A 17,776-nucleotide genomic window follows, 5' to 3' on the forward strand; every position below is an offset into this window, starting at 1 on the left:
ACCCTCGCCAGCGACCGGAAGGGTGAAAACACCACAAGCCGGGCATTCGGGCATGGAGTTGTCCGACGGACTCGACCTCGAACGCGCGTGGCTGGCGACGTTCCTCGGCGGCATCGCCGCCCTCGTCGTTGGCTCGCTGGCGTTTCCCCAACGCGTCTACGACGGGTTCCTGTGGCGGTACTTCTGGGGCCCGGTCGACGCGGACGCCCACGGCGCGACGTGTGCCGTCCGTGACGGCGGCGTGACCGAACGGCTGTACGGACAAACCGCTTGTGCCGGCGCCGACGGCATCGTCGCCACCCCAGGCTACACCACCGTTTCGACGGTGAGTTACGCTATCGTCCTCGTGTTCATGCTCGTGGGTGTGCTGCTGTTGCTCCGCCGACTCGACATTCGAATGTCCAAGCGGTTCTACTTCGCGCTGTTCCCGTTCATGCTGTTCGGCGGCGCACTTCGGGTCGTAGAGGACGTCAACGCCACGTTCGTCCGGGAGGGCGTCGGGATGCTTATCCCGTTTCCTACTGTCGGCCTCATTATCAGTCCGTTCATCTACTTCACGATGTTCGGCATCACGCTCGCCGCCCTCGTCGGTACCATCTCGCTGTCGAAGCGAGGCGTCATCGACGAGTTCGAAACCGTACTCGGTGGCGTCGGCGCAGTCGCACTCGCGGCCACCCTCGCCGTCCTTCTGTACGTCTCCGCGACCTCCGACATCGTCGGCTTCTACCCCGCCGTCGCCGTCATCGTTCTCGTCGGCGCGACGCTCACCGCGGCGGCGTTTTGGGTGCTCTCGGAGCGATACGCACCGCGAATCAACGCCGGCACCGGAGCGATGGGGCCACTCGTCGTCTGGGGGCACTCCGTCGACGGCATCGCCAACGTGTTGAGCCTCGATTGGCACGAGGAACTCGGTCTCCCCGTCGAGTACGGCTCGAAACACGTCGTCAATGCCGCTGTCGACCGCTACACCGGTATCATTCAACCCGAGTGGCTCACCGACGCCATCGGCACCGTCTGGCCGTTCCTCCTCATCAAAGTCTTCGCCGCGGTCGCCGTCGTCTGGGTGTTCGACCGGGAAATCTTCGAGGAAAGCCCCCGGTATGCCTACCTGCTCCTCATCGCCATCCTCGCGGTCGGACTCGGCCCCGGAACCCGAGACATGATTCGGGCGACGCTGGGTATCTGAGAGCCATCTCGTTGTCTTTCTTCAGTCGTAGCTCGTGATACAGTCAGTCGATAAATCCAGCTCTGCTCTTCCTCACGTTCGTTCAGTGCTCTCACGGCTCGCTTCGCTCGCCGTTCGAGTTCTCGAGGTGCTCACTCCGTTCGCACCTCGCTATGCGCGGGACCGGATTTGAACCGGCGGACCCCTACGGGACAGCGTCCTAAGCGCTGCGCCTTTGGCCTGGCTCGGCAACCCGCGCGCACGCTTCCGTACCGCCGTCACCCAAAAATACCTGTCGCTACCGCCCGACGCGGTCCCGGATGCTCGCAACCATCCCCTCGAAGTTGCCCATCTCCTCGATGCCCTCGATTTTGTCGCCGACGGCGATTTCGCCCGGCTCGTCGACCCGCGCACAGATACCACCGCGACCCTCACCAAGTGCGCGCATCAGCCCATCTTCGTCGTTCAACTGTTCGATATAGCGACAGGGCGGTCGGGGGCGCGTCCCTTCGAAGGTCGCCTCTCCGAGTCGGAACCGGCTGTTCAATAGGTCGTGGACATCGCCGCCCCGGACGACGAGATTGCGGCGGTGTTGACCGTCCGAGAGGTCGATGCCCGTGGTCCGTTCGATTTCTTCGAGCGCTTCGGCCTGTACGAACGTCACCTCACAGACGTCGAACGGCGAGTAGTGGCCGCGGCCGGTGCAGTAGCGGTCGTTGTCCAGTCCTCCCGCGACGGCGTCGATGCGCTGTCGGGACTGCATCGGTTCGCCTCCGGCCTCCGTGACGTAGATGTCCTCCAGACGCATGGCTTCGGTTAGAGCGGCAACCGTTTATATGCCTGCGTGCCGGAACTGGTCACATGTACCGGGCGCGGGACCACGTCGAAAACGAGGAGTGGCTGGCCGCCATCGACGACGCCGCCGAACGGCTGGACCTCGGCACGGCGGCCCGCTCGCGTGCGACGGACCTCTTTCTGTCGACGGTGCCGGAGGCTGACCGCTCGAAGCGGGCGACCGTCGCGGCGAGTCTGTACGCGGGCGCGCTCATCGCAGGTGAGCGTCGCTCCCAATCGGACGTGGCCGACGCCGCCGGTGTCTCGCGGTTGACCGTCCAGAAACGTTGGAAGGAGTTGATGGCCGAGGCGGGACTGGAACCACCGAAGTGGTAGTTACTCCCGAGCGGGCGGGCGGCCGTCGGAATCCGGCGTGAGGTTGCCGTGTTCGTCGATTTCTCCGGAGACCACTCGCGTCGAGGAGATGACCGCTCCGTCTTCGGCGTAGACGTGGTCGACGACTTCGATGTCGAGTTCGTCGAGACCCTTCTCTCGCCGGACCTCGTTGACGGCGTGGCCGCCGTCTTCGGTCTCCGGGGAGACGATGAGCACGTCGAAGCCGGGTTCGGTCGCGACGCCGGTCGGCTCTTCGAGCGTCCGGATGTGGAACTCGCGGTCGTACTCCTCGGCGAAGTTCGATAGTTCGGCTTCGAGGTCCGCCCGACGCTCCTCGAAGGAGCGGACGTAACGGTCGACGCTGCGCGTCCGGGGTGCGAGCTCGTCGCTGGTGAGGCCGACGGTCACGTCACCGAGTTCGAACGCTCGTTCGAACAGCGCCCGATGGCCGTCGTGAATCGGGTCGAAGGTCCCACCCAAAACGACGTTCATGACGACGGCAACGCAGGGACCGGGTTTAGTGGCTTCGATGCGAAAACGGGGTGGTCAGTCGTCCGTATCGTCGGCCCCGTCCGCCGACTCGGTGTCGTCGGAGTTCTCGGACCCGTCTTCGACGGTGATGTCGACGGGGTCGACGCTCTCTCGGTTGCCGATACCGAGGTGTGAATCGAGGTTGAACACGGTGTTCAACTCCTCTTGGAGGTCATCGACGATGGTGCCGACGAGGTCGCTCGGCGCCATCGCCGTGTACTCGTAGGGGTTGTTGCCCGCGCCGCTGGACTCCCGCTTGCTCCGGTCGAGTTTCTCCTCTTCATGGAGTGCGGCGAGTGCTTCCCGGACGGTACTCGGATACAGCCCAGTGCCCTCGGCGACCTCTTCGCTCGTGCTGCCGGGGTTCTGTCGGAGATACACGTAGATTCGCGCCCGGGTTTCGGTGTCGAGCACCCACGCCAACAGGTCGACGATGCCCTCATCGAACTGTTCGGCTGCCCGCTCGGCCTCCTGTTCGAGTTTCTCCCGGACGCCCTCTTCGCTCTCCCCAATCTCGGATTCCCCCTCCTTGGAACTGTCGTCAGTAGACATGCGTCGTAATCAATCGGACACAAGGAATACCCGTATATAAATCCAATGCTGAACGTCACTCGAGAAGCAGGTCCGCACAGACGGCATCGAGACCGTCGCTGTCGTGGAGTCGTCGCTGGCGCTCGGCGCCGCTTTCGGCGTCGTACATCTCGCGGATACCATCCACCCCGAGCCGACTGCTCTCGCGGTCGACGAGTTCGCCGAGCGGGAGAGCCTCCGAGAAGTCCTTCGAGAGCAGTTCGGCGTCGTGGCCGTAGCGCAAAGCCCGCCACTTGTTCTCGTCGAGCGGTTCCCGGCGGTGGCGGCGTCCATTCTCACCGTCCTCGTAGCGGGCGGCGAGGTCCTCGACGAGCGCCTTCGTGTACTCGACGAACGCCAACACCCGCTCGGGGTCGGCCTGGCCGTCCGGCGTCCGCACCTCGACGGTGCCGTGTTCGGAGTGAGGGCGCACGTCGTACCACAGTTCGCCACGGTCGTTTATCGACCCGTTTTCGACCATCATCCGCTCGAAGGACTGGAACGCCTCGAAGTCCTCGAAGGTGGTGGGCATCCCGGTGTTGGGAAGCGCTTCGAAAATCTTCGCACGAGCCGAGGCCAACCCGGTGTCGAACCCATTCCAGAACGGCGAGTTCGCCGAAAGCGCGAGCATAATCGGGAGATACCAGCGCATCTCGTTTGCGACCCAGACGGCCTTGTCGGCGTCGTCGACGCCGACGTGGACGTGGAGTCCGGCCGTCGTGTTTCGGTGCTGTGGGTACTGAATCCGGTCGAGTTGTGCGCGATACCGTGGCTTCTCTGCGTGTTCGAGTTCGCGCCACTTCGCCGCCGGGTGGAGGCCCGCCGCCGCGATGCCGAACCCCTGACCCTCGGCGTGGTCGACTACCGCCTCCCGAACGTTGGCGAGGGCATCACGGGCGGCCGACAGCGACCCGATGGTCGGCGTCTGGGTTTCGATGACACATTTGAACAGTTCGTGGTCGAGTCGCCCGTCCAGTATCTCCGGTGGGTCGGACTCGTAGACGAGTTCGTCCGTGCCGGCGGTGGGGCGCCCGGTCTCGTCGACGACGAAGAACTCCTCTTCGATGCCGAGCGTTCCCATCCGGTCGAAGGCATCCCGCGAGCCCAGTTCCATCGACGACACCTTGGCCGGGGCGGATTAAATACCATTTGACCTGCTGTGACCGGACCGCACAGCCGTCCCCGGCCCAGTCGCCGAATCGACGGACTCATCGCGTCCAAATCGTCCGATTCACGAGCGCGAACACCACCTCGCCGTCGACGGTCGCCTCCCGGTTGGTCGTGACGATGCCGCGTTGTTCGTTGCGCTTCGAGCGTCGCTTGTCCGCGATTTCGAGCGTGACAGCCATCGTGTCGCCGGGTCGGAGCGGCGCCGGCAGTCGCATCTCCTCGATGTGGCCGGCGGCGACGAGGTCCGAATCGCCGTAGAAGTGCTCGACGACCGGTCGCTGGGTCAGCGCGAAGGTGTGGATGCCGCTTGCGATGATGTCGCCGAACGGCGAGTCGGCGGCGGCCGCTTCGTCGGTGTGGATGCCGAGCGGGTCGTACTCCTCGGCGAAGGCGACGATTTCCTCGCGGCTCACCGACCGTGTCCCGCAGTCGATGGTTTCGCCGACAGTCAACCCCTCGAAGGTACGATGGCTCATTATCGAACGAAGAATCACCGAGCGCATAGTGATTGCGCCCGACGGTTGTCGTTACTCCGGTCGGGCGACGACCGCGAGGTGGTCGTCGTGGAACGGCTCCAGCGACCGCGTCTCAAGTATCTCGTAGCCGTCTTTCAGCGCCGTCAGCGTCTCCTCGAACACCGCATCGGGGTCCCGAGCCACGTCCTCACTTCGGGCCTTCACGGCCAACAGGAGTCGGCCGTCGTCGTCGAGGAACCGTCGATTCGCGAGCGCCACCTTCGCCTGTCCGCGCGTGGCCACGTCCTGAATCAGGACGTCGACCGGTTCGACGACGTGGGCGTACGTCTCCGGCTTTCGGGCGTCCTTCAACAGCGGGAAGAGGTTCTTTCGCGGTTCGGCGGCATCGAGTAAGTCCCTCGCCGGCCGCGCCGCGAACTCGACGGCGTAGGTCGGCCCCGAGAAGTCGGCGACGTGGCTAACCGTCGTCCCCGCCGCCGCGCCGAGATACAGCACCGTCTCGCCGCCGGCGAGGTTCGTGTCCATTCCCTTCTCCAACATCGCGCCGAGTTTCGAGCGACGAACGTCCCACTTCCGCCAGCCGTCGACGGTCGGCTCGCCGTACACCGACTCTCCCTCCGTCGCCAGCGACTCGCGGCCGTCGAAGGCGCGGCGCTCGACGCCCGCCGGCAGGTCACTCATCGACATCACGCGCCTGGATGCGCTCGATGCGTTCGGCGAGTTCGGCGTCGAGTTCCGGTTTCCGCTCCCCGGAGTAGTGGTCGACGCGAGCGGCGATGGAGAGTTTGCCCGCCAGCGCACGCGCCGCCGAGCCCCGGTTGTCGGGGTGAGTTCCCTGAACCGCCTCGTGGACGAAGATGACGCCGTGTTTCGGCGACGGCGCCCGCCCTCGGAGGTGGGCGAACAGCGCCTCCTCGGCGCCCAGCACCTGAACCGTCCCGGCGGGCTTGCGGGCGAGTTGCTTCAGTCCGCCGGCGAGTGCGATGAGTCGGGCCGCCAACACGGGCCCGGCCAGCGCCGAGAGGTTCGGCGCCACCTCCGGCGCCGTCCGCTCGACGTGTGCCCTGAGTGCGTCCGCCTCGTCGTCGAGGTCACGGACCCGACGCGAAAGCGAGACGAGCGGGTCATCGTCGTCGGTCTCTGCTAACTCTCGGGCGTATTCGACCCCCGTCTCCGCATCCTCGTGTCTGCTCCCGGCCCACTCGGCGACGCGTTCGGCGAGTTCGTTGGCAACGCGCTCACAGTCGTCCATCGCCCGAATGCTATGCATCAACTGTTTGTCATCGGAGCGTTCTGCCTCCTGTACGGCCTCTCGCGTCGCTCGCACCGTCGCATCGTGTAGAATTTCGTAGTACTCGTCTCGTTCGTCGGCAAACCCCGACTCGACTGCGCGCTCCGGCCACGCCGCCGGCGATTCGGCACTGCCCGTCCGAATCGCCTCGGTGACCGATTCGGCGTCCTCGCGGTCGACGTTCTCGAACCACCCCCCGGACGAGGGGTCGGCTTCGTTCATGGTATCCCGTTTCGGAGTCGGTCACATAGGTGTCCCGGTGTCACTCGTTTGTCGGCACCGAGGGCCGAGAAGCTCGGTTAGAGGTTCGCTACTGCTCTCTGTAACAGCTGTCCAGCTATCGCCCTGATGTCGGCGAAATGGACCTCATCGAAAACACCCTTCCGAGGAGGTTGTATTTCACCGCCACTCCGTGAGTCGGAGTCGAGTTCGGCAACGTCTTCGCTGTAATCTCTTGATGCAATGGCTTTTCCGCGTGTCGCTCCTCGATTACCCATGACGATTGCTACTGGCGATTCTGTAACGCTGGAATACACGGGTCGACTGGACGACGACACGGTCTTCGACACCTCACGGGAGGCCGTCGCCGAAGAAGCAGGACTGGCCGAAGCCCAACCGGACCGAGAGTACGCACCGCTGACCGTCGACGTCGGTGCCGAACAGGTCATCGAAGGCATGGAAGAGGGACTTATCGGGCTGGAAGCCGGCGAGACGACGACGCTGACGATTCCCCCGGAGAAGGCCTACGGCGAGCCGAGCGAGGAGAATATCCAGGAGTTCGAGACCGACGAACTTCGGGAGATGCTCGGCGGCCAGTTGCCCGAAGAAGGCGATTATCTCGAAGCACAGAACGGCCAACCCGGCGAGGTCATCCACGTCGGCGAGGATGTCGTCCGGGTGGACTTCAATCCGCGACTCGCCGGCGAAACGCTCACCTTCGAAATCGAGATTATCGACATCAACTAACCCCGACGCTGGGGTTTCTTGGCCTGATTGCGGACCCCCGAACGAAGTTTCAATACCGCCGCCGAACTGGAACTACGTACAAAAGACCATGAGCGACACTCGTTCAGCTACCGATGTCTTTCGACCTCGTGCTGACGATACTCGGGTCGCTATTCTTCGCGCTGTCGCTGTTGCCCAACACGACCTTGAACGGGTTGGGTCGGGGGCTACTGAGGACATCGCACGAATCAACCGTGCTATCGAGCAGTACAGTCTCCCGGACTCACTCGATATTGACGCGCCGGTGCTTTTGCTGACCAGGACTGAGGGGCCACCCCACCTCCAAGACGGTGTCCGTGCAGTGGATGCCGCCCTCTCGAACAGTCAACTGGTCGAGTTCGAGAGCGTCGGTCACGGCGGTCCGACAGAAGCGCCGGACCGCGTCATGGCTGCGGTGCGCGATTTCATCGACGAAACGGAGACGCCAGTTCCGGAGAGCGGCAACTGACTCCGCCTCAACTGATTATTTTGTAGCGGAACGATCGTTGTAATGCCGTACACGCCGTGGCTCTGTGTTTCGTGGATGATTTGCAGCAGTACTCTTCGAACAGCCTATTACCTCGACGATATCTCGGACGCTCGTTTGCCGAGGGATTTCGTAGTATCATGACTGCGCGTTCTCGTTTGCGAACGGTGACCGAAGTGTGCCGTGGGCAAGCGGAGGGCGGCAGCACCGAACGGAGCCGTAAGTCGAACACCAAACCTTCGATATGGGTATGTGTTGGTTCCGTCGTAAACCCTGACCAACACCAACTCGGGGCTGGCTCCCGGAGTTATATATGGAAGTCAGGCAATGTTGACTCAAGCTTGATACGATGGTGTTGGTACTAACCGTCGTTGGTATCGCTGTCGCCGTATTCGTGGGGTTCAATATCGGAGGCTCGTCGACGGGCGTAGCGTTCGGTCCGGCAGTCGGCTCACGCTTGATTCGGAAGCCGACTGCCGGCGCCTTGTTCGTCGGCTTCGGCTTTTTGGGTGCGTGGACCGTCGGCCGGAACGTCATCGAGACGATGAGCAGCAGTATCGTGCCTGCGGCTCAGTTCACGCCCATTGCAAGCGTCGCTGTCTTATTTTTCACAGGCGCGTCGTTGTTGATTTCGAATCTCTATGGCGTTCCAGCCTCGACCTCGATGACGGCTGTCGGTGCCATCGTCGGCTTGGGTCTTGCATCCGGCACCCTCAATCGGGCACTCATGTTCGTCATCGTCTCGGCGTGGATTGTCGCACCGCTTTTGTGCTTCGTCATCGGCGTCGTAGTCGGGCGGTACATCTACCCATATCTCGACCGCTACATCGCGTTCACGAAGTTCGACCTCCATTTCATCCAACTCGACCGCTCGGGGGCGATTCCACGCCCGTATCTAAATGTAAACGCATCACCACAGGACGTCGTCGGGTCTCTCTTGGTGATTCTCATCGCCTGCTATATGGCGTTCTCTGCGGGAGCGTCGAACGCGGCGAACGCTGTGGCTCCCCTCGTCGGCGAGGGGGGTTCGCTCACCGTCAATCAGGGCGTCCTGCTCGCGGTGGCGGCTTTCGGTTTGGGCAGTTTCACCATCGCCCGTCGCACGCTGGAGACGGTTGGTGACAATATTACGGAGCTGCCGATTCTCGCGTCACTGATTGTCTCCGTGGTCGGTGGTACAGTTATCACGATGCTCTCCTATTTCGGCATTCCCGCGAGTCTCGCGGTAAGTACGACATCGACGATTATTGGGCTCGGGTGGGGCCGGGCGAGTCGGGCAGCGACACTAGCGGAGTTAGCGACGCCAGCACCCGAGCGTCCGGATTTAGAAGTCGCGACAGGGGCATTGGTTACCTCACGCGTCGAGGAGGCCCCTGCTGGCCCGACCATCGGAGATATCGCTCGACAAGAGAAACCCGCAGAAAAGCCGGAGGAGATTCCGGACGTACCGGGCGTCGGCGCGGAGGGACCGGCCGACCTCGACGAGCGGAGTCTCTTTGACCCGAGAGCGGCCAAGCGTATCGTGACGATGTGGGTGTTGACGCCGTCGCTGGCGATTGTCACCTCTTACCCGGTGTTCGCGTTTCTGCTGTGAGTGCCGGCCACTCGAACGAATCCTACATCGACCACATCCAAGTCAAATATGCAATGTGAGTTCAATGGAGCCAACCAAGAGTATATCCGACAACCTAGCATACACTCCGTGGTAATGGCTGGCTCGGGTGGTCGGTACGATTTGCAGCGCTTCGTTGAGGCACAAAACCCGGTGATTTCGCAGGTGAAACAGGAACTCAACTCGGGCCAGAAGCGTACTCATTGGATGTGGTATATCTTCCCGCAAGTGGCTGGCCTCGGCAGTAGTCGGAAGGCACAGCGATATGGGATCTCCTCACGCGAAGAGGCCGAAGCCTATCTGGAGCATCCGATATTGGGTCCTCGGTTGCGCGAATGCACGGAAACCGTCAATGGCATCGATGGACGCTCTGCGAACGATGTTTTCGGGTCACCGGATGACCTGAAGTTTCAGTCATCCATGACGCTCTTCGAGACAGTCGCAGATGATGCAACCCCGTTCAGAACGGCTTTAGAGAAGTATTACGACGGTGAGCGCGACGAAAGAACCTTGGAGTTCATCTCGGAATAATCGCCCTCTGTTTCTGGATGCCGTGAGTGTGTCCGTCCACGGCGTCCCGCAGTGGCTCAGATTTGCGCGTCGGTGGGGGCTCGACGCAAGCCAGAACGGAACTTTCAGACGTTGCGAACGGCGTAAATCACCGCGCCGGGAACCGCGAGCAGCGCGAAAATCGCTGCCAGTTCCAGCCGGTGACCGAAGACGACGTAGGTGTCGCTCAATTTGCCCGCTTCGGTCCCGTAGACGAACAGCGTTCCACTCACGCCACCCAACCCGACGCCCCGCTTGCCGCCGACCGCGCGGGAGAGGCGCTCAAATCGGGACACGCCGAACCACGGGAGCCGTTCGGTAAATTCACGGTGCGGCAGGCGCTTGGCGAGGCGGCCGGCGAACGGTATCGATGCGACCGCTGGCAGCGCCGGCAGGCCGACGCCAAGCGAGAGGCCGCCGACGGCGAGGCCCTTCAGTACGGTTCGTTTGAGTTTGCGGAGTATGACGCGAACGAGCAACCGCCCGAGTGCAACCCCGAGAATCAGCAATCCGACCTCGAGAACCGACATGCGAACACCGGCGACCCCGAACCGCCACGCGAGCGTCTCGGTGAACAGTCCGGCCGCCAACACGAACAGGCCGGTGGAGACGAGGTACTTCCCGCTCGTGCCTTTCTGTCTGTCCCGACGGAGCCTATCGACGACCACCGGAAACCGACCTCCGTGTGCGACTCATTGGACGAGGGGACTCGATGAGTCGACAAAAACCAACTGGCCGATGAGCGTGCGATGGCAGCGCAAGAACAGTGGGTGGCCCTCACACGGGTGGCCCTCACACGCCGCTCCGTCTCTCTCAGCAGACCGGTTTGGGGTTGACGCCCATCGACTCCAGCCGTTCGGTGTACTCCTCGTAGGCCGTTTGAATCGCCTCGGAGGCGGCCTCCTCGGCGCGTTCCCAGCAGTCCTCGTCGTCGCCACAGTGGGCTTCGAGGAGCGTGATTGCGCGTTCGAGTTGCGCATCGAGGTCGTCTCCCATCCCGCGGAACAGACTCGCCGTCTGTGGGTCGGCCTTGCCGACGAAGAAGCCGGTCATCTGTTCTTTGGACTTTTCGGCCGCCAGCGTCCGGCCGACGAACCCACCGAGACGCTCGATGTCGTCGTCGAGGCCGCGGAGGTACGACTGGATGGCGGGCACCTCGCCGGGGTCGTGGTCATCCAGTTCGCCGACGACGGTGTCGTAGTGGTCCCGTTCCTCTTCGGCCGTCTCGGCGAAGGCATCGGCCACGTCCCCGTCGACGGTCTCGACCCACGTCTCGTAGGTCTCGGCGGCGTGATGTTCGGCCGTCGCGGCGGCCCGAAGCACCTCATCGATGTCCATCTCGCCCATCGTGTCGGCGTACAGCGACTTCGAGGAGCCGAGCCGCGAGAGCGCGGTGTTGTTTGCCTCCCGAACCGACTCGACGAACTCCGAATCTGTCATGTGCCGGTGTAAGTTCGGTGAGCGCTTGTAACCAGCGGTCCGAGGTAGGGTCGATACCGACGGCTGCGGGGCTATCGGCCGTGAAAAATGCGAGAACCGATGTCGGCTCAGTTGCCGGTCTCGATTTCGGCGCCGACGAGGTTGCCCCACTCCGTCCACGAACCGTCGTAGTTGGAGGTGTCCTCGTAGCCCAGCAGTTCGTGCAGCGCAAACCACGCAACCGACGAGCGCTCGGCGATACGGCAGTAGGCGATGGTCGTCTCGCCGCCGTCGATGCCGTACTCGGCGTAGAGCTCTTCGAGTTCGTCGCGGGTCTTGAACGTGCCGTCGTCGTTGGTCACGTCGGCCCACGAGATGTTCTCCGCGCCGGGGACGTGGCCGCCACGCTGGGCGGTCTCCTGCAGTCCCGGCGGCGCGAGAATCTCACCGGAGTACTCCTCGGGGGAGCGAACGTCGACGAGCGGCAGGCCCTTGTCGATGGCCTTCTCGACGTCCTCGCGGTAGGCACGGATGGATTCTTTGGGGCCGCTTGCGGCGTACTCAGTCGATGGGTACTCCGGCACCTCGTCGGTGAGCGGGTAGTCGTTTTCGACCCAGTAGTCGCGGCCGCCGTCCATCAGGCGCACGTCGTCGTGGCCGTAGTACTTGAACTCCCAGTAGGTGTAGGCCGCGAACCAGTTGGCGTTGTCACCGTAGAGAACGACGGTGGTGTCCTCGGTGATGCCGAGTCGTTCCATCAGGGCCTCGAAGTCCTCCTTCGAGAGCAGGTCCCGCTGGACCTGGTCGCGGAGGTCTCGCTCCCAGTCGAGGCCGATTGCGCCGGGAACGTGGCCCTCCTCGTCGTACACTTCCGTGTCAACGTCGACTTCGAGGATGCGATAGTCCGGGTCGTCGCTCTGGAAGGCGTCGAGGTGGTCCTCCACCCAGTCCGCCGAGACAAGTACGTCAGGATTCGCGTAGTCGCTCATGTTACAACCCCTATTACTCCAACCACGACCATAACAGTACGACTCTCGGCACGTTCAGCCACGCCTCCCATCTACCAGCAACAGTTGCCGCTACTGTCGCGCCGTTTCTCGACGACCCCCGACGCTGGAGAGTCGTCGGGAGACGGATCGGAGTGGCGAGTGGCCTGCGGGACACGTACCAGCAAAATAATCCGCTATCTCCGAGCGCCGCCGAGTGAACGGATTGAAGCCGTCGTAGCCGGAGAAACGGATATGAGCGACGTAGTGGTGTCGGCGGCGTGGTTGGCCGACCGACTCGAGGAGGTGCACGTGGTCGACGTTCGGGACGCCTGGGAGTACGACGGCATCGGTCACATCGCCGGGGCGGTGAACGTCCCCTTCGAGACGTTCCGGTCCGAAGACGACGGCGAGGCCGGCATGCTTCCCGGCGCCGAGGCCTTCGCCGAGTTGTTGGGCGATGTCGGTATCGGAACCGACGACGAAATCGTCGCCTACGACGACATGCACGGCGTCTTCGCCGCGCGGCTGCTCGTGACCGCCGAACTGTACGGCCACGACCCCGAGAGACTCCACCTGCTGGACGGCGATTACTCCGCGTGGAGCCTCGAACACCCCGTCAGCGAGACGACACCGCCAACCGAATCGGCCGACTACGAGGCGTCGTTCCGGACCGACGGCCCCCTCGTGGGACTCGACGCCGTCGAGTCAGCCATCGACGATGCCGACACCGTCATCGTCGACACCCGCGAGGAATGGGAGTACGAGGAGGGCCACATTCCCGGAGCGGTCCGCCTCGATTGGCGCGAACTCGTCGACGACGACAGTCGAGGAATCAACCCGGAATCCGAGATTCGGAGCCTCCTCGAAGAACGGGGCATCACGCCGGGAAAGCGCGTCCTCCTGTACTGCAACACCGCCCGTCGCATCAGCCACACCTACACAGTCCTCCGGCATCTCGGCTATCCGAACCTCGCCTTCTACGAGGGGAGCCTCACGGAGTGGGAAGCCGAGGGAGGCGAGTTGGAAACCGCCGACTAGCTCACCAACACTCCATCGTCTTCGCATCCTCCAGCGTCAGTTCGGCGTCGTGGCGCTCCCCCGCTGCCCGCAGGAGTCTGTCATCCGCGAGGAGATAGTGAACTCGGAAGTACGGACTGTCGGTGTGGACCTCCCCGCGGTCGGTATCCTCCTCGTAATAGAAGTTCGTCCGCATCTCGACGCGGTAGCCGCGTTCGACCTCCCGTATCGATTCGAGCGATTCGCTGTGGCCGTAGGCCGTCGTGTTCTCCGAGAGAATCAGGTGCTGACGGTACGCGCTCTCGTACGCCCGGAGATACGATTCGACGGTCTCGTCGGTCCTTTCTTCGGGACGCTCGGGGAGTTCTCGCGGCTCCATCTGGCCGCCGGGGTCGACGGGGGCTCTCCGGTCGACCGTACACGGGTCCGGTTTCTTCGAATCGCCGTAGTTCAACGGGTCGAGGCCGACGAGACAGCCGGAGAGGGCGACGGTACTCGAGCCGACGGCAGCGAGGAGGGCACGACGCTTCATGAGTCGAACTACTGGGCGTACCGATAAGGGCCTTCAGGAGACTCAAACGGACTTTTGAGTCACCCGTGTAGGTTTCGACGTACAGGATGGAACACCCGGCATATTTATTCGAACAAATGACGTGTTCTATGACATGAATACCCCTCCATCGGTTGCCGCTCCGGACCGACGCTGGAGTCGACGGTCCATACTCAAGGGGACGAGCGCACTCACAGCGACGGGGCTGACTGCCGCACTCGCCGGCTGTTCGATACTCGGCGCCGACCACGCCACCTACTGGTCCGACAGCGGACAGTTCGAGGTCGACTACGACGCCGTGATGGCGGCGGCTCGCGAAGCCGGCTACGACGTTGAGGAGCCGTACTACGTCAACGCCGAGGAACCCAGAGGAGTCCACCCCGACGGACTCACCGACCTCGACGAGCAGTTCGGCCCGGACTATCGGGTGTTTGGGTTCGCCCGCTACCACACCGAGACGGTGTTTCTGGAAGTCTCACTCACCGGCGAGCAGCCGTCGGCATCGCTGTTCGACGACCGAGGTACAGTCGAGGGGATTCCGGTCGATTCCGTGCCGCCGGAGACGTGGCTCACGAAGCAGTTCACGCTGGCGTTCGACGTTTCCGAGACGGATGCCCGGGAGTACGCCGCGGCGTTGCGCGAGCAGGCCGCCGAAGGGACTGACATCCCTCGAATCGAGGTGAGCGAGGCGCTCGATTTTCCCGCCTTCTACGGAGCGATCGAGTCGGAACGAACGGACGTTCTCGGCTCCGAGACAGGCGGCGACGGCTGGTACAACGAGACATCTCTCTTGGACGGCCAGCGGTTTGCAACCGTCTCTTTCATCGTCCAGAGTATGGCTATCGTCCACCGCGATGGCTCTCGGACGTACCGGCTCAAACTCGACCGACTCGGTGGATTCAATCTGGAGGTTCGGCTGCCGGTCGGTGAGGAGATTCCCGAAGAGGAGTATCGTGACGTGTTCCGACAGATGTTCGAAGACGTTGGCCTCCCGCCGGAGACGGTCGACGGCCTGACCTTCGAGTACTCGCCATCGGTGTGGTAGCGTCCCGCTCTCGTCGCAGTCAGCCGAACGCCTCGAAGGGTTCCCCACAGTCCCGACAGTAGTGCATCGACCGACACAGCGACGGCCCCTTCGGGTGTTCTCGGTCGGTGTTCTCCGACCCGCAGTAGGGGCAAGTCGCCGCCTCGCCGCCGGCATCGGTGTCCGTCGAGGGGTCCGGTCGCCGTCTCATACCGACACCCCGAACTCACGGAGGTCGGCTTTGCCGTCGTCGGTGACCATCTCGACGTTCCACTCGGGGCTCCAGACCAACTCGACGGTGGCCGTCTCGACGCCCTCCGCGGCCGCGGCCGCCCGCCGTACGTCCTCTTGAAGGTAATCACGCGCCGGACAGCCGGTGTATGTGAGCGTCATCGTCACCGTCGCGTGGCCCCCCTCGACGGTCAGGCCGTAGATGAGTCCCAAATCGACCACCGAGATCGGCATTTCGGGGTCTTCGACCTCGTGGAGTCGCCTCCAGACCGCCGCCTCGACGCCGGTGGCCCCCTCGCCGGTCGCCGGCAACCCGTCCGCGGCGTCGCCGGCCTCGTAGTCGGTGTACGCACAGTACTCCGGGCCGCCCTCGAAGAGGTCCGGGTCCGGTTGCTCGGGCGGCTCAGACATCGACATCGGCCTCCTCGGGGGCAGGCATCAGCGACGGCGCCTCGCTCCGCCCCAGTTGTCGGTAGGTGAACGTGAACTCGTCGTACAGCGACCGCCAGGCCTCGGTGTGGATGCCGTTTCGGCCGCGAGCCTCGGGAAGCAGTTCCTCGGCTGACTCGACCGGTACCTCGACACCGAGACCAGCGAGGAACCCGGAGACGATATCACGCCACTCCACTCGGAGGTCCGCGATTGGTTCCGGTCGAACACCGGTGTCGACGATGGCCTCCTCGTGGTCGGTCCGCTCGAACAGCGTTAGCGCGTGAGGGAACAGTCGGTCGACGGCCCCCTGGACACGCTCGCGTCCCTCTCGACTCTCGGCCAACCGTTCAAGCCAGTTTTGGGCGTGCTCGCGGTGGTAGTGTTCCTCGCCGCGGACCTTCCCCACTCGGTCGGCGATGGGTACGTAGGCACTGTCTTCGAGCGCCTGCAGACGCAGGTGTTCGTGGGTGTCGTAGAGGTAGCCGCGGACGACGCAGTCGGCCCAGTCACCGTCCTCGAACGGCAACTCGACGAGCGTCGTGTGACGAAAGTCGTCGGGGTCGCGCTCCCAGATGAGGTCGACCTGGTCGTAGCCGAACGCCTCCAGTAGGTCGTACCACAGGCGGGCGTGCCCCAACTCGTCTTGGGCGATGTTCGCGATGGCGATATCGGCCTCCAGCGTCGGCCCGCGAACCTGCCACTCGGTGTAGCGTTCGGCGACGACGAACTCGTCGTCGGCCAGCGTCCGGAGTTCCGCCTCGACGGCCGCCCGCTCGCGGTCGCTCAGTTCCTCGGTCGCGACCATCAGTTATCCGCCTCCGCGAGGTCGCGTTCGGCTTCCTCCTGTTCGCGTTGGCTGGCCTCGATTTCCTCGGCGAACGTCTCGTCGGTGTTGTAGTTCGTCGCCCAGCGGTACTGCTTTTGGGTGGTGCCGCCCATCTCGGTTCCAGGGTCGTCGGCGTGAACCGTCTCGATTTTCTCTTTCGGGACGACCCACAGGCTGTTGGCCGGCTTCCGGCGGGCGTGCATAATCTGGGCGTACTGTTTCGCCAACTCGGCGTCCGGCGCGTGGACGTTGCCGACGTGGGTGTGGTAGTCCTTCTCTTTTTCCTGTCTGAACACTTCCCAAATCATGGTCAATCGTCCGCTGTCGCAGGGGTTACCCCGCCCTGCTCGGGGGATTCGATGGCCTCACGAACCCACTCGACGGCCGCCTGCGTGCGTTCGCGTTTTTCGATTTGACCGACGCCGGTTGGGTGCTCGTTTTTCGCGACGGTGAAGAACTCCTCCCAGTCGAGGTCCTCCTCGTAGACCTCGTAGTAGTCGTCGGACTCGTGGTACTCGACGCGGGGGTACTCCGGCAGTTCGAGGCCGTACTTCTCCGCCTTCGGGACGTAGGCGTTGAGGAAGGCGTTCCGGAGGTCGTCGTTGCTCATCGTCTTCAGGCCGACCTCCATCGCGAACTCGCCGTGGGTCGATTGGTCGTCTGTCGGCCCGAAGAACTGCAGGATGCGCGGCCACCACTTCTCGAAGGCCGCCTGCAGACGCTCGCGGTCGCGTTTCGACCCCGTAGCGATGGTCCGCAGGATGTCCTCGCCGTGTTTGATGTGGAACCCCTCCTCGAAGCAAATCTTGTCGATGGCGTGGGCGTACGGTTCCCACGAGGTGCGCTTCAGCGTCGCCTGCCGGCGCATCGCCGCGCCGTCGACGAAGAACATTATCATCGGCAGTTCGTACCAGTCGTCCAACGGGTAGTGAAAGCAGTTGAGGAACTTCCCCTCGCCCGCTTCGAGTTCTTCCAGCATCTCCTCGCGCGTTTTGATGCCCAACTCCTCGGCGGCCCGGTACAGCAGTTGGCCGTGGCCGACCTCGTCTTGGACCTGCGCCGAGATGGCGAGTTTTCTGTCGAGACTCGGCGCCTGCCGGATGAACGGACGCTCGATGTAGGCGCCCATGATTTCGCTGTTGGCGTGGAACTGAATCATCCGCGTGGCGGCTTCCCGATACTCCCGTGGCATGTCGTCGCCGGGGCCGAACTCCCGCGGCCCGGCGCGCCGTTTCACTGTGTCGATGTCCATCCCACGCGAACTATTATCATGAATTAACATA

Annotated in this window: 25 protein-coding genes and 1 tRNA gene; 8 read left to right on the forward strand and 18 right to left on the reverse strand. The window is 63.5% G+C overall.

The features are described from left to right. The first annotated feature begins 52 nt into the window (after window positions 1-52). Window positions 53-1,186 (forward strand): DUF63 family protein, encoded by a 1,134-nt coding sequence (locus NMP98_RS04350; RefSeq protein WP_254860331.1) that lies wholly within the window; start codon window positions 53-55, stop codon window positions 1,184-1,186. 153 nt (window positions 1,187-1,339) lie between these two features. Here the strand turns inward: NMP98_RS04350 and NMP98_RS04355 are convergent. Then, window positions 1,340-1,424, reverse strand: a tRNA-Leu gene (locus NMP98_RS04355). Between the two features lie 39 nt (window positions 1,425-1,463). Continuing rightward, on the reverse strand, window positions 1,464-1,973 hold the full coding sequence (locus tag NMP98_RS04360; protein WP_254860332.1) for an MOSC domain-containing protein: 510 nt from the start codon (window positions 1,971-1,973) through the stop codon (window positions 1,464-1,466). Between the two features lie 53 nt (window positions 1,974-2,026). Here NMP98_RS04360 and NMP98_RS04365 point away from each other — a divergent pair, with 53 nt between their 5' ends. Then, window positions 2,027-2,335 carry a transcription initiation factor IIB family protein gene (locus tag NMP98_RS04365; protein WP_254860333.1) on the forward strand — a complete coding sequence of 103 codons (309 nt, stop codon included), beginning with the start codon at window positions 2,027-2,029 and terminating at the stop codon, window positions 2,333-2,335. Here NMP98_RS04365 and NMP98_RS04370 read toward each other — a convergent pair whose 3' ends face one another. The 6 genes from NMP98_RS04370 to NMP98_RS04395 all read right to left on the reverse strand — a co-directional run bounded on the left by NMP98_RS04370 (window position 2,336) and on the right by NMP98_RS04395 (window position 6,595). After that, window positions 2,336-2,827 (reverse strand): phosphopantetheine adenylyltransferase, encoded by a 492-nt coding sequence (locus tag NMP98_RS04370; protein WP_254860334.1) that lies wholly within the window; start codon window positions 2,825-2,827, stop codon window positions 2,336-2,338. 54 nt (window positions 2,828-2,881) lie between these two features. Continuing rightward, window positions 2,882-3,418 carry a winged helix-turn-helix domain-containing protein gene (locus NMP98_RS04375; protein WP_254860335.1) on the reverse strand — a complete coding sequence of 179 codons (537 nt, stop codon included), beginning with the start codon at window positions 3,416-3,418 and terminating at the stop codon, window positions 2,882-2,884. A 55-nt stretch (window positions 3,419-3,473) separates the two neighbouring features. Beyond that, window positions 3,474-4,550, reverse strand: coding sequence for a glutamate--cysteine ligase (locus tag NMP98_RS04380; RefSeq protein ID WP_254860336.1), 1,077 nt, complete (start codon window positions 4,548-4,550; stop codon window positions 3,474-3,476). 94 nt (window positions 4,551-4,644) lie between these two features. After that, the gene (locus NMP98_RS04385; RefSeq protein WP_254860337.1) at window positions 4,645-5,082 is read right to left on the reverse strand and encodes a MaoC/PaaZ C-terminal domain-containing protein; all 438 of its coding nucleotides are present in this window, start codon (window positions 5,080-5,082) and stop codon (window positions 4,645-4,647) included. A 51-nt stretch (window positions 5,083-5,133) separates the two neighbouring features. Then, a complete protein-coding gene (locus tag NMP98_RS04390) occupies window positions 5,134-5,763 on the reverse strand; it encodes a fibrillarin-like rRNA/tRNA 2'-O-methyltransferase (protein WP_254860338.1) in 630 nt (209 codons plus the stop codon). Next, window positions 5,756-6,595 (reverse strand): NOP5/NOP56 family protein, encoded by an 840-nt coding sequence (locus NMP98_RS04395; protein WP_254860339.1) that lies wholly within the window; start codon window positions 6,593-6,595, stop codon window positions 5,756-5,758. The genes NMP98_RS04390 and NMP98_RS04395 overlap by 8 nt, the downstream gene beginning before the upstream one ends. A 273-nt stretch (window positions 6,596-6,868) precedes the next feature. Here NMP98_RS04395 and NMP98_RS04400 point away from each other — a divergent pair, with 273 nt between their 5' ends. Both NMP98_RS04400 and NMP98_RS04405 read left to right on the forward strand, forming a co-directional pair. Continuing rightward, window positions 6,869-7,339: an FKBP-type peptidyl-prolyl cis-trans isomerase gene (locus NMP98_RS04400; RefSeq protein WP_254860340.1), complete on the forward strand. Its 471-nt coding sequence runs from the start codon at window positions 6,869-6,871 to the stop codon at window positions 7,337-7,339. A gap of 88 nt (window positions 7,340-7,427) precedes the next feature. After that, window positions 7,428-7,826 (forward strand): alpha/beta fold hydrolase, encoded by a 399-nt coding sequence (locus NMP98_RS04405; RefSeq protein WP_254860341.1) that lies wholly within the window; start codon window positions 7,428-7,430, stop codon window positions 7,824-7,826. 15 nt (window positions 7,827-7,841) lie between these two features. Here NMP98_RS04405 and NMP98_RS19535 read toward each other — a convergent pair whose 3' ends face one another. Next, a complete protein-coding gene (locus NMP98_RS19535) occupies window positions 7,842-7,973 on the reverse strand; it encodes a hypothetical protein (RefSeq protein ID WP_367997260.1) in 132 nt (43 codons plus the stop codon). A gap of 220 nt (window positions 7,974-8,193) precedes the next feature. Between NMP98_RS19535 and NMP98_RS04410 the strand changes: the two genes are divergently transcribed. Next, window positions 8,194-9,438, forward strand: a complete 1,245-nt coding sequence (locus NMP98_RS04410) for an inorganic phosphate transporter (RefSeq protein ID WP_254860342.1) — start codon at window positions 8,194-8,196, stop codon at window positions 9,436-9,438. A gap of 114 nt (window positions 9,439-9,552) precedes the next feature. Beyond that, window positions 9,553-9,987, forward strand: a complete 435-nt coding sequence (locus NMP98_RS04415) for a DUF1810 domain-containing protein (RefSeq protein ID WP_254860343.1) — start codon at window positions 9,553-9,555, stop codon at window positions 9,985-9,987. 104 nt (window positions 9,988-10,091) lie between these two features. Here the strand turns inward: NMP98_RS04415 and NMP98_RS04420 are convergent, their stop codons facing one another. From NMP98_RS04420 to NMP98_RS04430, 3 genes are all read right to left on the reverse strand, one after another. After that, window positions 10,092-10,673: a hypothetical protein gene (locus NMP98_RS04420; RefSeq protein WP_254860344.1), complete on the reverse strand. Its 582-nt coding sequence runs from the start codon at window positions 10,671-10,673 to the stop codon at window positions 10,092-10,094. A 145-nt stretch (window positions 10,674-10,818) separates the two neighbouring features. Then, entirely contained in the window at window positions 10,819-11,445 is a 627-nt protein-coding gene (locus NMP98_RS04425; RefSeq protein WP_254860345.1) for a ferritin family protein, read from the reverse strand. 107 nt (window positions 11,446-11,552) lie between these two features. Next, window positions 11,553-12,413: a sulfurtransferase gene (locus NMP98_RS04430; RefSeq protein ID WP_254860346.1), complete on the reverse strand. Its 861-nt coding sequence runs from the start codon at window positions 12,411-12,413 to the stop codon at window positions 11,553-11,555. 252 nt (window positions 12,414-12,665) lie between these two features. On the opposite strand from NMP98_RS04430, the gene NMP98_RS04435 reads away from it, so the two are divergent. After that, a complete protein-coding gene (locus NMP98_RS04435; protein WP_254860347.1) occupies window positions 12,666-13,451 on the forward strand; it encodes a sulfurtransferase in 786 nt (261 codons plus the stop codon). Window position 13,452: 1 nt separating this feature from the next. Here the strand turns inward: NMP98_RS04435 and NMP98_RS04440 are convergent, their stop codons facing one another. Continuing rightward, complete coding sequence (locus tag NMP98_RS04440; protein ID WP_254860348.1) at window positions 13,453-13,962, reverse strand: hypothetical protein; 510 nt, start codon at window positions 13,960-13,962, stop codon at window positions 13,453-13,455. 133 nt (window positions 13,963-14,095) lie between these two features. Here NMP98_RS04440 and NMP98_RS04445 point away from each other — a divergent pair, with 133 nt between their 5' ends. Beyond that, window positions 14,096-15,025 carry a twin-arginine translocation signal domain-containing protein gene (locus tag NMP98_RS04445; protein WP_254860349.1) on the forward strand — a complete coding sequence of 310 codons (930 nt, stop codon included), beginning with the start codon at window positions 14,096-14,098 and terminating at the stop codon, window positions 15,023-15,025. Window positions 15,026-15,044: 19 nt separating this feature from the next. On the opposite strand, the gene paaE is transcribed toward NMP98_RS04445, so the two are convergent. The 5 genes from paaE to paaA are packed head-to-tail and all read right to left on the reverse strand — an operon-like array spanning window position 15,045 to window position 17,745. Beyond that, entirely contained in the window at window positions 15,045-15,215 is a 171-nt protein-coding gene (paaE, locus tag NMP98_RS04450) for a 1,2-phenylacetyl-CoA epoxidase subunit PaaE (protein WP_254860350.1), read from the reverse strand. Next, window positions 15,212-15,646: a 1,2-phenylacetyl-CoA epoxidase subunit PaaD gene (gene paaD / locus NMP98_RS04455; protein WP_254860351.1), complete on the reverse strand. Its 435-nt coding sequence runs from the start codon at window positions 15,644-15,646 to the stop codon at window positions 15,212-15,214. Before paaD ends, paaE begins: the two co-directional genes overlap by 4 nt. Further along, window positions 15,639-16,472, reverse strand: a complete 834-nt coding sequence (gene paaC / locus NMP98_RS04460) for a 1,2-phenylacetyl-CoA epoxidase subunit PaaC (protein ID WP_254860352.1) — start codon at window positions 16,470-16,472, stop codon at window positions 15,639-15,641. The genes paaD and paaC overlap by 8 nt, the downstream gene beginning before the upstream one ends. Further along, complete coding sequence (locus NMP98_RS04465; protein ID WP_254860353.1) at window positions 16,472-16,801, reverse strand: phenylacetic acid degradation protein PaaB; 330 nt, start codon at window positions 16,799-16,801, stop codon at window positions 16,472-16,474. The genes paaC and NMP98_RS04465 overlap by 1 nt, the downstream gene beginning before the upstream one ends. Window positions 16,802-16,803: 2 nt before the next feature. Beyond that, window positions 16,804-17,745, reverse strand: coding sequence for a 1,2-phenylacetyl-CoA epoxidase subunit PaaA (gene paaA, locus NMP98_RS04470; protein ID WP_254860354.1), 942 nt, complete (start codon window positions 17,743-17,745; stop codon window positions 16,804-16,806). Window positions 17,746-17,776 lie beyond the last annotated feature (31 nt).

This window comes from Natronomonas gomsonensis (genome assembly GCF_024300825.1).
Taxonomy (GTDB): Archaea; Halobacteriota; Halobacteria; order Halobacteriales; family Haloarculaceae; genus Natronomonas; species Natronomonas gomsonensis.

What these genes read in the sequence shown, in the direction of transcription:
- NMP98_RS04390 (WP_254860338.1), bottom strand. Translation starts at nt 5,763, where the DNA reads ATGAGTGACCTGCCGGCGGGCGTCGAGCGCCGCGCCTTCGACGGCCGC.
- NMP98_RS04400 (WP_254860340.1), top strand. Translation starts at nt 6,869, where the DNA reads ATGACGATTGCTACTGGCGATTCTGTAACGCTGGAATACACGGGTCGA.
- NMP98_RS04465 (WP_254860353.1), bottom strand. Translation starts at nt 16,801, where the DNA reads ATGATTTGGGAAGTGTTCAGACAGGAAAAAGAGAAGGACTACCACACC.
- NMP98_RS04380 (WP_254860336.1), bottom strand. Translation starts at nt 4,550, where the DNA reads ATGGAACTGGGCTCGCGGGATGCCTTCGACCGGATGGGAACGCTCGGC.
- NMP98_RS04415 (WP_254860343.1), top strand. Translation starts at nt 9,553, where the DNA reads ATGGCTGGCTCGGGTGGTCGGTACGATTTGCAGCGCTTCGTTGAGGCA.
- NMP98_RS04365 (WP_254860333.1), top strand. Translation starts at nt 2,027, where the DNA reads ATGTACCGGGCGCGGGACCACGTCGAAAACGAGGAGTGGCTGGCCGCC.
- NMP98_RS04385 (WP_254860337.1), bottom strand. Translation starts at nt 5,082, where the DNA reads ATGAGCCATCGTACCTTCGAGGGGTTGACTGTCGGCGAAACCATCGAC.
- NMP98_RS04440 (WP_254860348.1), bottom strand. Translation starts at nt 13,962, where the DNA reads ATGAAGCGTCGTGCCCTCCTCGCTGCCGTCGGCTCGAGTACCGTCGCC.
- NMP98_RS04425 (WP_254860345.1), bottom strand. Translation starts at nt 11,445, where the DNA reads ATGACAGATTCGGAGTTCGTCGAGTCGGTTCGGGAGGCAAACAACACC.
- NMP98_RS04395 (WP_254860339.1), bottom strand. Translation starts at nt 6,595, where the DNA reads ATGAACGAAGCCGACCCCTCGTCCGGGGGGTGGTTCGAGAACGTCGAC.
- NMP98_RS04350 (WP_254860331.1), top strand. Translation starts at nt 53, where the DNA reads ATGGAGTTGTCCGACGGACTCGACCTCGAACGCGCGTGGCTGGCGACG.
- paaD (WP_254860351.1), bottom strand. Translation starts at nt 15,646, where the DNA reads ATGTCTGAGCCGCCCGAGCAACCGGACCCGGACCTCTTCGAGGGCGGC.
- paaC (WP_254860352.1), bottom strand. Translation starts at nt 16,472, where the DNA reads ATGGTCGCGACCGAGGAACTGAGCGACCGCGAGCGGGCGGCCGTCGAG.
- NMP98_RS04405 (WP_254860341.1), top strand. Translation starts at nt 7,428, where the DNA reads ATGAGCGACACTCGTTCAGCTACCGATGTCTTTCGACCTCGTGCTGAC.
- NMP98_RS04430 (WP_254860346.1), bottom strand. Translation starts at nt 12,413, where the DNA reads ATGAGCGACTACGCGAATCCTGACGTACTTGTCTCGGCGGACTGGGTG.
- paaA (WP_254860354.1), bottom strand. Translation starts at nt 17,745, where the DNA reads ATGGACATCGACACAGTGAAACGGCGCGCCGGGCCGCGGGAGTTCGGC.
- NMP98_RS04435 (WP_254860347.1), top strand. Translation starts at nt 12,666, where the DNA reads ATGAGCGACGTAGTGGTGTCGGCGGCGTGGTTGGCCGACCGACTCGAG.
- NMP98_RS04375 (WP_254860335.1), bottom strand. Translation starts at nt 3,418, where the DNA reads ATGTCTACTGACGACAGTTCCAAGGAGGGGGAATCCGAGATTGGGGAG.
- NMP98_RS04370 (WP_254860334.1), bottom strand. Translation starts at nt 2,827, where the DNA reads ATGAACGTCGTTTTGGGTGGGACCTTCGACCCGATTCACGACGGCCAT.
- NMP98_RS04360 (WP_254860332.1), bottom strand. Translation starts at nt 1,973, where the DNA reads ATGCGTCTGGAGGACATCTACGTCACGGAGGCCGGAGGCGAACCGATG.
- NMP98_RS04445 (WP_254860349.1), top strand. Translation starts at nt 14,096, where the DNA reads ATGAATACCCCTCCATCGGTTGCCGCTCCGGACCGACGCTGGAGTCGA.
- NMP98_RS04410 (WP_254860342.1), top strand. Translation starts at nt 8,194, where the DNA reads ATGGTGTTGGTACTAACCGTCGTTGGTATCGCTGTCGCCGTATTCGTG.
- paaE (WP_254860350.1), bottom strand. Translation starts at nt 15,215, where the DNA reads ATGAGACGGCGACCGGACCCCTCGACGGACACCGATGCCGGCGGCGAG.